General features: G+C 74.5%; 12 protein-coding genes. 5 read left to right on the top strand and 7 right to left on the bottom strand.

Annotated elements, in window-relative coordinates:
- Positions 1-86 precede the first annotated feature (86 nt).
- Positions 87-1049 (top strand): cell wall anchor protein, encoded by a 963-nt coding sequence (locus ACN27D_RS22795; RefSeq protein ID WP_421499955.1) that lies wholly within the window; start codon positions 87-89, stop codon positions 1047-1049.
- A gap of 99 nt (positions 1050-1148) precedes the next feature.
- Here the strand turns inward: ACN27D_RS22795 and ACN27D_RS22790 are convergent, their stop codons facing one another.
- The 3 genes from ACN27D_RS22790 to ACN27D_RS22780 form a co-directional block, all read right to left on the bottom strand.
- Positions 1149-2084, bottom strand: coding sequence for a serine hydrolase domain-containing protein (locus ACN27D_RS22790; RefSeq protein WP_358170196.1), 936 nt, complete (start codon positions 2082-2084; stop codon positions 1149-1151).
- Between the two features lie 72 nt (positions 2085-2156).
- The gene (gene recG, locus ACN27D_RS22785; protein ID WP_121686137.1) at positions 2157-4358 is read right to left on the bottom strand and encodes an ATP-dependent DNA helicase RecG; all 2202 of its coding nucleotides are present in this window, start codon (positions 4356-4358) and stop codon (positions 2157-2159) included.
- Entirely contained in the window at positions 4355-5968 is a 1614-nt protein-coding gene (locus ACN27D_RS22780) for a DAK2 domain-containing protein (protein WP_350814170.1), read from the bottom strand. Before ACN27D_RS22780 ends, recG begins: the two co-directional genes overlap by 4 nt.
- Before the next feature lie 210 nt (positions 5969-6178).
- Here ACN27D_RS22780 and rpmB point away from each other — a divergent pair, with 210 nt between their 5' ends.
- On the top strand, positions 6179-6370 hold the full coding sequence (gene rpmB, locus ACN27D_RS22775; RefSeq protein ID WP_013284551.1) for a 50S ribosomal protein L28: 192 nt from the start codon (positions 6179-6181) through the stop codon (positions 6368-6370).
- 209 nt (positions 6371-6579) lie between these two features.
- Positions 6580-7836, top strand: a complete 1257-nt coding sequence (locus ACN27D_RS22770) for an ATP-grasp domain-containing protein (RefSeq protein WP_421499954.1) — start codon at positions 6580-6582, stop codon at positions 7834-7836.
- Here ACN27D_RS22770 and ACN27D_RS22765 read toward each other — a convergent pair.
- Both ACN27D_RS22765 and ACN27D_RS22760 read right to left on the bottom strand, forming a co-directional pair.
- Positions 7833-8300 (bottom strand): GNAT family N-acetyltransferase, encoded by a 468-nt coding sequence (locus ACN27D_RS22765; protein WP_120571204.1) that lies wholly within the window; start codon positions 8298-8300, stop codon positions 7833-7835. The two genes, ACN27D_RS22770 and ACN27D_RS22765, sit on opposite strands and share 4 nt — an antisense overlap.
- A gap of 125 nt (positions 8301-8425) precedes the next feature.
- Complete coding sequence (locus ACN27D_RS22760) at positions 8426-9373, bottom strand: thiamine-phosphate kinase (protein ID WP_421499953.1); 948 nt, start codon at positions 9371-9373, stop codon at positions 8426-8428.
- Positions 9374-9536: 163 nt separating this feature from the next.
- Here ACN27D_RS22760 and ACN27D_RS22755 point away from each other — a divergent pair, with 163 nt between their 5' ends.
- Together ACN27D_RS22755 and ACN27D_RS22750 are read left to right on the top strand one after the other, a co-directional pair.
- Positions 9537-9770: an Lrp/AsnC ligand binding domain-containing protein gene (locus tag ACN27D_RS22755; protein ID WP_013284547.1), complete on the top strand. Its 234-nt coding sequence runs from the start codon at positions 9537-9539 to the stop codon at positions 9768-9770.
- A complete protein-coding gene (locus ACN27D_RS22750) occupies positions 9771-10358 on the top strand; it encodes a DUF3515 domain-containing protein (RefSeq protein ID WP_120571206.1) in 588 nt (195 codons plus the stop codon).
- Between the two features lie 11 nt (positions 10359-10369).
- On the opposite strand, the gene ACN27D_RS22745 is transcribed toward ACN27D_RS22750, so the two are convergent.
- Entirely contained in the window at positions 10370-11473 is a 1104-nt protein-coding gene (locus tag ACN27D_RS22745; protein WP_421499952.1) for a D-alanine--D-alanine ligase family protein, read from the bottom strand.
- A 166-nt stretch (positions 11474-11639) separates the two neighbouring features.
- A complete protein-coding gene (locus ACN27D_RS22740; protein ID WP_120571208.1) occupies positions 11640-11864 on the bottom strand; it encodes a hypothetical protein in 225 nt (74 codons plus the stop codon).
- Positions 11865-12062: the final 198 nt, after the last annotated feature.

The raw sequence follows: 12062 nt of genomic DNA, 5'->3' as shown, positions 1-12062 counted from the left end.
CTAGGGTCTGGCCCGATTGCCGAGCGGACGCGTGGCTTCGGCCCCTCCGCCCGGCCTCTCCCATCCTCCCCTCGTCAGGAGTAGGCGTGAACCGTCTCCACCTCCGGCGTGCCGCCGTCCTCACCGCCGGCACGCTGCTCGGCCTCGCGGGCGTCGCCACCGTCGCCGGCCCGGCCGCCGCCCACCACCCCGAGCCGTCCGGCAGCTACTGCGCCACCGAGAACGGCACGGTGACCGTGACCTGGTCGGTGATCAGCAGCGAGACCGACATCTCCGGCCGGATCATCAAGATCGAATCCACGGTGCCCGGCGCGATCAGCGGCGGCCTCGCGGTCGGCGCGGAGCTGAAGCCGGCCGGCCAGGGCCCGCTGACCGGCACCCAGACCCACACGTTCGCCGGCCCGGTCCCGGAACTGAAGCTGACCGTCGGGGCGCACTGGGAGCGAGGTCGTAAGTCGCACGACGGCGAGCGGACCGTGACGGCCCGCCCGGGACGGAACTGCGCGACGCAGAGCCCGTCGCCGTCGCCCTCGCCCAGCACGCCGCCGAGCGCCAGCCCTTCGCCGAGCACGCCCGACTCGCCGACCCCGACGCCCTCGGCGTCCGTCCCGCCGAGCCCGTCCGTCCCGCCGAGCCCGTCCGCCCCGCCCAGCTCTCCCGCCCAGCCCGCGGAGCCGATCTTCAAGCTGGACCAGGACTGCGACTCGATGACCTTCGTCGTGGAGAACCCGGCCGACGGCGTGCCCTTCACCGCCACGCTCACCACGGAGAAGGGCGTCACCAGGAAGCTCGTCTCCGAGCCGGGCAGGACCAGCTCGGTCGGGTTCGACGCCTACCCGGGCCTCAAGGTCACGGTGAAGTACGACGTGGTCGAGGACGCGGAGACCATTCCGTACGCCCAGCCGGACGACTGCTCCGGGCAGGGCGGTGGCCTGCCGGTGACCGGCCCGGCCGCAGGCGCCATCGCCGGTGGCGCGGCACTGCTGCTGGCCGCCGGCGCGGTGCTGTTCGTGGTGGCCCGTCGCCGCCGGATCCGCTTCACCGCCTGATCCGCCGATCTGGCTGATCCGCTGACCCGCTGATCCGCGTCGAGGGCGCGCCCGACCACCCGGTCGGCGCGCCCTCGCCGTGCGTGCGACGCGGGCGGATCAGACCGCGTCGAGCACCGACGTGACAGCGGCCGGGTTCACCTCGGCCTGGTTGGCCAGCAGGACGAGCCGCTCGTCCGAGTCGGGCAGCCAGGCCGCGAACGCCTTGTAGCCGCCGTTGTCCCCCGAGTGGTGCACCGCCCGCCGCCCGGCCAGCGGCCCGACGAAGAACCCGTAGCCGTACGCCTCATCCGGCCGCCCGGTCGGTGCGTGCGGTGCGGTCAGCGCCGTCACCCAGGCCGGGGCGAGCAGCCGGCCCCGGCGCGGTACGTCCAGCCAGGTCATCAGGTCCGCAGCGGTGCACCAGACGTCACCCGCGCCCATGCTCACGGTCGCCAGGTCCCAGGACGGCACCGGACGGCCGCCCTCGTGCCCGACCGCCAGGTCCGGCCGGCCGTCGCCCGCACCGGCGAAGCTACCAGTCATGCCCAGCGGCGCGAAGACCTCCTCGGCGAGGAACGCGGCGTACGGCCGGTCGGCCGCCCGCTCGACGGTCCGGGCCAGCAGCACGTAACCGGGGCTGCTGTAGTGCCACCCGGATCCGGGCGGGAACAGCGGCGGCAGCGCCGCGAACCGGTCCAGCAGCTCGTCCGGCTCGGCCGGCCCGTGCAGGTCGATCGCCGGGTACTCCTCCCAGTGGCCCAGGCCGGAGGTGTGGGTGAGCAGGTGGTGCAGCGTCATGCCGGACCATTCGCGCGGCGGCGTGCCGGGCAGCCACCGGGTGACGGGGTCGGTCAGCCGCAGCACGCCGCGCTCGGCGAGCAGCAGCACCGCCACGGCTGCCATCTGCTTGCTGATCGACGCGATCTGGAACCGGGTCGCCGCGGTGCACGGCCGGCCGGACGTCTCGTCGGCCGCTCCGACCGCCCGGTCCACAAGCAGTTCGTCGCCCCGGGCCAGCAGCAGCACACCGCGTTCGAGGAATGGTGTCGACATCTGCGCGAGCCTAGGCACGCGACGCGCGCGCCGCAGTCCCGCGATCCGTCACCGCCCCGCCGAGCTTGCGGGTCAGCCCTTCTCCAGGTATTCGGCGCGCTCCTCGTCGACCAGCGCGGCAACCGACGCCGCCAGCGCCGGATGCCGGGAAAGATCCGGGTCTTCCTCGACCAGTTCGATCGCCTCGGCCCGCGCGTCGCGGATCAGCTCCGTGTCCCGCAGCAACGACAGCAGCCGCAGGTGCGAGCGCCGGCCGGACTGGGTCGCGCCCAGCACGTCGCCCTCCCGGCGCTGTTCCAGGTCGAGTTCGGCGAGCTTGAAGCCGTCGGTGGTGGAGGCGACCGCGTCCAGCCGCTCCCGCGCGGACGAGCCCTCGGCCGCCTCGGTGACCAGCAGGCACAGACCGGCGGCCGAGCCCCGGCCCACCCGGCCGCGCAACTGGTGCAGCTGGGAGACGCCGAACCGGTCGGCGTCCAGCACGATCATCACCGTCGCGTTCGGCACGTTCACGCCGACCTCGACCACTGTGGTCGCGACCAGCACGTCCAGCTCGCCGTCGGCGTACGCGCGCATCACCGCGTCCTTCTCGTCCGCCGGCAGCCGCCCGTGCAGCACCCCGATTCGCAGCCCGTGCAGCGGCCCCTCGGCCAGCAGCGGGGCCACCTCGGTCACGGCCAGCGGCGGGCGCCGCCCGTTGTCGTCCTCCCGCGGCGGTTCCTCGTCCGACACCGGGCCCTCGCCGATCCGCGGGCACACCACGTACGCCTGGTGGCCCTTCGCGACCTCCTCGCGCAGCCGGCGCCAGGCCCGGTCGAGGAAGGCCGGCTTCTCGGCGGCCGGGACCACGTGCGACGCGATCGGCGAGCGGCCCTGCGGAAGCTGGGACAGCGTGGACGTCTCCAGGTCGCCGTAGACGGTCATGGCCACGGTGCGCGGGATCGGGGTGGCGGTCATCACCAGCACGTGCGGCGGCTGCTCGGCCTTGGCGCGCAGCGCGTCGCGCTGCTCCACGCCGAAACGGTGCTGCTCGTCCACCACCACCAGGCCGAGGTCGTGGAAGTCGACGCCCTCGTAGAGCAGGGCGTGCGTGCCGAGCACGATGCCGGCGCGGCCCTCGGCCACCTCGGTCAGTGCCCGGCGCCGGGCCGCCGCGCCGAGCGAGCCGGTGACCAGCTCCACCCGCGTGGCGTCCTCGGCGGCGCCCAGCTCACCGGCCCGGCCGAGCGGGCCGAGCAGGTCGAGGATGCCCCGGTGGTGCTGGGCGGCGAGCACCTCGGTCGGGGCCAGCAGCGCGGCCTGCCCACCGGCGTCGACCACCTGGAGCATGGCGCGCAGCGCCACCACCGTCTTGCCGGAACCCACCTCGCCCTGGAGCAGCCGGTGCATCGGGTGCGCCCGGGCCAGGTCGGCGGCGATCTCCCGCCCGACGACCTGCTGGCCGGAGGTCAGCTCGTACGGCAGCCGGGCGTCGAACGCGTCCAGCAGGCCGCCCGCCTTCGCCGGTCGGGCCCGCCCCGGCGACGCCGCCGCCCGGTGCTTGCGCTGCACCAGCGTGAGCTGCACCGCGAACGCCTCGTCCCACTTCAGCCGGCGGCGGGCCCGGTAGAGCGCCTCCTTGCTGGTCGGACGGTGGATCTCGCGAAGCGCGGTGCCGATGTCGATGAGGTTGCGGGTGGCCCGCACGGTGGCCGGCAGCGGATCCTCCGGCGGGGTGAACGTGTCGAGCACGACGCGGACGCAGCGGGCGATCACCCAGGTCGGCACCGCCGCCGCGGCCGGGTAGACCGGGATCAGCGCCCCGGCGAACTCCTCGACCTCCTCGTTGGCCGCCGCCTCACCCTCGCCGCCCTCGCCGAGCAGGACGTACTCCGGGCCGTTGAGCTGGCGCTTCCCGCGGAACTCGGTCACCTTGCCGGCGAACAGCCCCCACCGGCCGGGCCGCAGCTCCCGTTCCCGCCACGCCTGGTTGCCGAAGAACGTGCAGGTGAGCACGCCGCCGGAGCCGTCGCCGACGGTGACCTCCAGCAGGTTGCCGCGCCGCTGACGCATCGGGCGGACCGCGGTGCGCTGCACCTGGGCCAGCACGGTGACCTGCTCCCCCACGTCGAGCGAGCGGATGTCGGTGTGCTCGCCGCGCTCGTCGTACCGGCGCGGGAAGTGGTAGATCAGGTCGCCCGCGGTGTGCAGGTCGAGATGCCCGGCCAGCGCCTTCGCCGTGCGCTCGCCGACCAGCTTCTTCAGCGGCGTGTCCACGGTGGCCGCCTCGCTCGTCATTCGACCCCCACCAGGAGCGGATAGTGCGGCTGCCCGCCCTCGTACGCCTGCACCTCGACGAACGGCCAGGCCCTCTCGACGTGCGCGCGGACCCGGTCGGCCAGCCCGGCCGGCGCGTCCGCGCCGCAGAGCAACGTGACCAGTTCGCCGCCGCCGCCGAGCATCCGGTCCACCACGGCGGTGCAGGTGTCGACCAGATCCTGCCCGATCAGGTGCACCTCGCCCTCGACCAGGGCCAGCACGTCACCCGGGCGGGCCGGACCGGCGACGGTGAGAGCCTCCCGGGCGGCGTGGCAGACCTCGGCGTACCGGCAGGCGCCGGCCGCCTCGGCCATCGCGATCACGTCGTCCTCGAAGCGCCGCTTCGGATCGCGTACGGCCAGCGCCGCGAGCGCCTGCACCGGCGAGCGGGTGGGCACCACGCTCACCTTGATGCCGAGCCCGTGCGCCTCCTTGGCCGCCGCGCTCGCCACCGACTGGGTGTTCGGGTCGTTCGGCAGCACCACCACCCGGGCGGCGCCGGTGGCCCGGATCGCGTCGAGCAGCTCACCGGTGGACGGGTTGGCCGGCACCACCACCGCGCCCTCGGCGGCGAACAGCTCCGCGATGCCCGCACCGGTCGCCACCACCACGGCGGCCCGCCCCTCGGGCAGCGGCACCTGCGGCCCCGGCGCCGGGGCGACCTGGTCGGCGAAGCGGGTCACGCTGATCCGGTGCGGCCGGCCGGCGACCACGCCCGCCTCGACCGCCGCCCCGATGTCGTTGACATGGACGTGCACGTTCCAGGTGCCGGCGCCGTCGCCGACGATCGCCAGGGAGTCGCCGAGCGCGTCCAGCTCGGCGCGCAGCCGGGTCACCGCCTCGTCGGTGGCGTCGAGCAGGTACTGCACCTCGTAGGCGTACGCGTCGGAGCCGCTCTCCCGCACCGCGGTCGCCGGCACGCGGCGGGCGGGCGGCGCGGGCGCCGGCTGGGCCGGGCTCTCCCCGGTCACCACCTCGACCAGAGCGTCCAGCAGCAGGCACAGGCCGCGCCCGCCGGCGTCGACCACGCCCGCGCGGGCCAGCTCCGGCAGCTGCTCGGGGGTACGCGCCAGCGCGTGCGCCGCCGCCTCGGACGCGGCCCGGGCCACGGCGCGCAGGTCGTCGCTGTCCGCCCGGCGGGCCGCGTGCGCCGCGGCGGCGACCACGCTCAGCAACGTGCCCTCGACCGGCCGGGCCACAGCGGCGTAGGCGGCGGTGGTGGCGTCGGCCAGGGCGTCGGCGAGCTGCCGCCCGCGCACGGCGGGCGCGGCGGCGAGCGTGTCGGCGAGACCGCGCAGGATCTGCGAGAGGATCACGCCGGAGTTGCCGCGCGCCCCGAGCAGCGCGCCCCGGGCCATCAGCCGCAGCGCGTGCCCGTGCGGGGTGTGCCCGTCGTCGGGGAGCGTGCCGAGGTCCATGGCCAGGGCCTGCTGGGCCGACGTGAGTGTGAGGACCAGGTTGGTGCCGGTGTCGCCGTCGGGCACCGGGTAGACGTTCAGCTCGTCGATCTCGCCCTGGTGGGCCCGGAGGGCGGTCAGCCCGCTCGCGCACCAGCGGCGTACCGCTGCGGCGTCGAGGGTCTCCAGCACGTCGGGAAGCCTACTGGCGTACACCGACACGCGCCGGGGTCGTCCGCCGCGTGTCCGCCCCGGCCGACGGCCCGGCGGGGACGCCGGTACGCTGGGTGGGCTCGCGAAAGGGCCGGTTGGGCGTACCGACTGTCATCGGGTAACCTGACCAGGTTGCCCGGGCAGCGCCTGGCGGCGACCTCATGAACGTTTCAATCCCAGGAGTATCCCGTGGCTAGCGTGTGCGACGTCTGTGGCAAGGGGCCGGGCTTCGGCCACAACGTGTCCCACTCGCACCGGCGGACCAACCGCCGCTGGAACCCGAACATCCAGTCGGTGCGTACCCCGGCCGGTGGTGGCACCACCAAGAAGTTGCAGGTCTGCACCTCGTGCATCAAGGCCGGCAAGGTCACCCGCGCCTGACGCGGTAGCGCCACCGGAACATCGTCGGTCGCCGGCGGATCCCTTCGGGGTCCGCCGGCTTCTGTCGTGTCCGGCGACCCGGGGCGTTGTATCCACCGACCCGCCCCCGCACCCCTGACCGACCGTACGGCGACCGACGCGATCCGGCCGGTTAGGGTGCTGCTGCGCCGGCCGTCCGGTTCCGGCGCGAGCCGTGGGGAGGGTGACCGGTGGACCTCGATCTGGGTCGCGAGCAACTGGTGGTGGTGGGCGCGTCGTTCGGCTCGCTGAGCTGGTTCGACCAGGAACTGCCGCCGGGCAGCGTGGTGCTGGTCGAGGAACCGGACGTGATCGCCCGCCGCGACCTGGCCCGGTTCGCCGAGCGGCTGCCGATGATCGGGCGCCTCGTCGCGGCCGAGTACCAGACCGGCTTCGACCCGGACGCCCTGCTCGCCCGCGAGCCCGGCCTCGCCGACGCCCGGCTGGTCCTGCCCGGCCTGGAGTACGCGGTCGGCGCCACCGCCCGGCTCGCCGAGCGCCTCGGCCTGCCCGGCGCCGGGGTGGAGGCCGCCGACGTCTTCTCCGACAAGCACCGGATGCGGCTGCTCGCCGACCGGATCGGGCTGGCCAACCCCGCGTACGAGCTGGTCGACGACCCGGCGCGGGCGGTGGAGTTCGCGCAGGCGCACGGCGGCCGGTGCGTGCTCAAGCCCACCCGCCGCTCGGGCAGCCTGGGCGTACAACTGATCACCGACGCGGCCGAGGTGCCGGCCCGCTGGGCGGCGAGCGCCGCCCCGCCCGACCCGGCCGAGGCCACCGAGCGCGGTCTGCCCACCGGCGTGCTGGTCGAGGAACTGCTCGTCGGCTCCGAGCACAGCGTGGAGCTGCTGGTCGCCGACGGCGAGGTGGTCTTCGCCAACGTCACCGACAAGCGGATCGCCGGAGGCCGCTACCCGGTCGAGACCGGCCACACGGTGCCGTCCGCGCTGCCCGCCGCCGCGCACGACGCGCTGCGCTCCGCCGCGGTACGCCTCGCCGAGGCGGCCGGCTTCCGCAGCGGCATGCTGCACAGCGAGTGGATCCTCGCCGACGACGTGCCGACGCTGGTGGAGTGCGCGGCCCGGATGCCCGGCGACATGATCACCGCGCTCATCTCGATCGCCTACGAGCGGGACGTCATCGAGGCGTACCTGCGGATCCTGCGCGGCGAACGGCCGGCGCTGCCGGCGCGGGCGACCGGCGCGGCGGCCATCGAGTTCCTGATCGCGCCGCCCGGCCGGGTCACCGCCGTGGACGGCAGGCGCGACGCGCTGCGCGTGCCGGGCGTGCTCGACGTGCAGGTGGAGACGAAGGTCGGGCAGACCGTGCCGGAGCTGCTCTCCTCGGCGCACCGCAGCGGGCACCTGATGGCCTGGGGCGCGACCCCGGACGAGGCCGCGAACGCCGCCCGCCGCGCCGCGAGCCAGATCCGCATCACCGTCGGCTAGAGGGTGCGGCCGTACGACAGGCAGCCCGGGGCGTCCTTGTAGAAGCCGAAGTTCGGGATCCGCTCGTAGCCCGCCGAGGTGTACATGGCGATCGCCTCGGGCTGCTTGTCGCCGCACTCCAGCACGATCCGCTTGCGGCCGTGGTCGCGGGCGGACCGCTCGACCGCGGCGAGCACCGAGCGGGCCACGCCCCGGCCCCGGGCCGCCGGGTCGGTGTACATCCGCTTCAGCTCGGCCGTGTCGCCGTCCTCGCCGTGGCTGCGCCAGCCGCCGCAGCCCACCGGCCGCCCGTCCAGGTAGGCGACGAGGAACGCGCCGTCCGGCGGGGTGAACTCGGCCGCGTCGACCGGGGTCTCGTCGCCGCTGCCGCCGTACCGGGCGCCGAGGTCGGCCAGCGCCGCCCGGATCAGCGCCTGCGACTCGGGCGCGTCGAAGCGCCGCTCCCGGATCTCGATCTCGCTCACCGTGCCAGGTTACGACCGCCGCCGGCCCCGGCCCGGCCCGGCGGCCCGGGGTCGGACGCAGATCACTCCGGCCCCGCCACTGCGCCGGCTGTGCCGGCTGTGCCGCCGTCCGCCGGCTGTGCCGACTATTCCGCTCTGCGGAAGTGGTCCCAGCCGCGCGGGCCGCTGTAGGCGGCGCCGTCGACGGTGACCCCGGCGCCGGCCGCCACCCGCCCGACCGGCCGCCAGCCGTCGGGAAGCACGGCGTCCCCCGGGAACGTCGCCGCCAGCGCGTGGTCCTCGCCGCCGGCCAGGATCCAGGTGTACGGGTCGACGCCGAGCGCCTGCGCCGCGTCCCGCATCTGCCGGGGCACCTCGAACGCCTCACGGCTCAGGTCGATCGCCACGCCGCTGGCGGTCGCCACGTGCCCGAGGTCGGCCAGCAGCCCGTCCGACACGTCGATCATGGCGGTGGCCCCGGCCGCGGCGGCAGCGGGTCCGGCGGCGTACGGCACCTCGGGGCGGCGGAACGCCTCGACCAGCAGCCGGGGCGTGCGGAAACCCCGGGACAACACTGTGTAGCCGGCCGCCGACCAGCCGGTGCGCCCGGCCAGCGCCACCACGTCGCCGGGGCGGGCGCCGGAGCGGACCACCGGGGCGCGGCCGGCCAGGTCGCCGAGCGCCGTCACCGCGACGGTGAGCGTCGGGCTGCCGGACATGTCCCCGCCGACCACGCTCGCGCCGACGAGCGCCGCCTCCGCGCCCAGCCCGTCGGCCAGTTCCTCGGCCCAGGCCGGGTCCAGCTCAGCCGGCATGCAGAGCGCGACGAGCAGCGCGGTCGGGGTGGCGCCCATGGCGGCGATGTCCGCGAGGTTCGCCGCCGCCGCCCGGTGTCCCACGTCCCGCGCCGACGACCAGTCCCGGCGGAAGTGCCGGCCCTCCACCAGCACGTCGGTCGAGGCGACCACCCGCCGGTCCGGCGCCGCCACCACCGCGCCGTCGTCGCCGGGGCCGAGCAGGCAGTTCTGTCCCTGCGCCAGCCGGGCGGTCACCCGGTCGATCAGGCCGAACTCGCCGACATCAGTGACAGTCATTCCGTCCCCTCGCTCCGCTGCGTCGTTCCGCACGTCCCACCCCTGTCCGTACCGGCGTGTGCTCGCTCACCGCGTCCGACCGGCAACCGATAGGGATCACGGCCGCTCAGTACGGTAGTTTCACCCTTCGGGTCGCCCGGAGGCGACGGACGGAGGTCGAGTCGTGGTACAGGCGTACATCCTCATCCAGACCGAGGTCGGCCGGGCGCGTGACGTGGCCGGTCTGATCGCGGACCTGGCCGGCGTGGTACGGGTCGACGCCGTCACCGGGCCGTACGACGTGGTGGTGCTCACCGAGGCGAACACCGTCGACGAGCTCGGCAAACTCATCGTCAGCAAGGTGCAGATGGTGCCCGGCATCACCCGCACCCTCACGTGTTCGGTGGTGCGGCTGTAAGTGGACGAGAAGGACACCTCCCCCCGCCGGGACGGCGCCACCCGCCGTGCCGCGCTCTGGGCGACGCTCGTCGCGGTGCCGGTGACCCTGGCGGTGGCCGGGTTCACGTTCGCCAAGCTGGCCCCGGAGTCGCCGGACGCCGAGCCGAGCGCGTCGGCGAGCCCCCGGACGCAGTCCAGCGCGCCGGTCGAGATGCCCGCACCGGCGCTGGCCGAGCGCCCGACCATCCTCTGCCGGGCCCTCATGTCGCAGCTCCCGGACAGCGTGCGTGACCTGGCGCAGCGCCCGGTGACCGCGGGCCCGGAGCAGAACGCCGCGTACGGCGACCCGGCGCTGACCGTGGCCTGCGGCGGCAGCCCGGCGCAGTTCCCGCCCACCGACGAGGTGTGGACGGTCAACAAGGTCTGCTGGCACGCGGCCGAGGAGGCCGACGCCACGATCCTGACCACCGTCGACCGGGAGACCCCGATCCGGGTCCGGGTGCCGAAGTCGTACGAGCCGCCGCTGCAGTGGGTGACCTCGATCTCCGACACGATCGTCAGCTCGGTCCCCTCGGCGAAGCAGGCCCCCTCGGGCTGCTCCGCCTGACGCCCGCCGGCTCAGCGGCCGGCGCGGCGGTGCAGGGCGGTACGGATCAACCGGTTGACCAGCTTCGGGTACTCCAGCCCGCTGGCCGACCACATCCGCGGGAACATCGACGTCGGGGTGAAGCCCGGCATCGTGTTGATCTCGTTGAGGTAGACGTCCATCTGCGGGGTCACGAAGAAGTCGACCCGGGCCAGGCCGGAGCAGTCGAGCGCGGTGAACGCACGGGTGGCGTAGTCGCGCACCTGCCGGGCCACCGGCTCGGGCAGGTCGGCCGGTACGTCGTACTCGCAGACCTCGTCGGCGAAGATGTACTTGGCCTCGAAGTCGTACCAGTCGCGGTCGCCAATCATGCGCACCTCGGCGAGCACCGAGGCCTCCGGCGCGCCACCGGCCTCGCCCTCCAGCACGCCGCACTCGATCTCGCGGCCGACCACCGCGCCTTCGACGAGCACCTTGCTGTCGATCTCGCGCGCGGTGACGAGCGCGGCGTCCAGGTCGGCCCAGTCGTCGACCTTGGTGATGCCGAACGAGGAGCCGGCCCGGGACGGCTTGACGAAGACGGGCAGACCGAGGCGCTCCTTGTCCTCCTCGCTCAGCGACATCCCGGCGCGCAGCACCGCGTACGGGCCGACCGGGATGCCCTCGGCGGCGCAGAGCTTCTTGGTGAACTCCTTGTCCATGGCCGCGGCGGAGGCGAAGACGTTCGCGCCGACGTAGGGGATGTCGGCCATCTCCAGCATGCCCTGGATGGTGCCGTCCTCGCCGTACGCGCCGTGCAGCACCGGGAAGACCACGTCCACGTCGGCGAGTGCGACCGGCCCCTGGGCCGGGTCGAGCACCATCAGACCGCCGACGGCGGAATCGGCGCGCAGCACCAGTTCGGCGCCGGAGCCGGCGGTGATCTCGGGGAGCTTGCGGTCGGCGATGGCGAGCCCGCTCGGGTCACCGCTGGCGAGCACCCACTGGCCCTGCCGGGTGATGCCGACCGGGACCACCTCGAACTCGTCCGGGTCGAGCGCGGCCAGCACGCTGCCGGCGCTGACGCAGGAGATGCCGTGTTCGGGGCTGCGGCCGCCGAAGACGATCGCCACGCGGGTCTTGCCTGGGGTGGTCATGGTCACCTCATCGTTCGCGACTGCGGCTGGCCGTGCTCGCCGGTGGCGCTCACCCGAATGACCTTACTGTGCGTTGCCGCAAGCGGTGGTCGTTACCCGGGGAGACGCGGAGTCGCGTGGCAAACGGTCAAGGTGACATCTACGGGGAGTAACGGAACGGTGTGTCTCAGAAGACCGGGTGCCGGGGCCGGCGGCCGACCGCGATGACCTTCACGCGTTGCCGGCCGGCCCGCACCATGCCCAGCGCCATGAACGCGCCGGCGATCCGGTCGGCGGCCTCCCGGCTGCTCGCGCCGACCACCTGGCGGCGGCGTTCCGGGCTGGTCCGTTCGTCACGCCGGGTGCCGTCCGGTGGACGCACGTCGGTCAGGACCACCAGGAACCTGGTCACCGCGGAACCCCTCCCCGTCTCGTGGACCGGCAGGGGCACGCGGCGGTCGGATCGTGGGGGAGTGAAGAATCCGACCACCGCGCGCCCCATCCCCTCCGGTCGCTCACCATCACCGTCGCCACGACAACCGATGGTGAGGACTCCGTCACACATTGACAGGTTCACCGGCGTGAATGCAACTCTCATCGACTTTCTCTC

This window comes from Micromonospora sp. WMMD1274, from assembly GCF_049179035.1.
Lineage (GTDB): Bacteria > Actinomycetota > Actinomycetes > Mycobacteriales > Micromonosporaceae > Micromonospora > Micromonospora tulbaghiae.
Note: the sequence above shows the minus strand (reverse complement) of the source record. Positions and strands in the feature narration are given on the sequence as shown.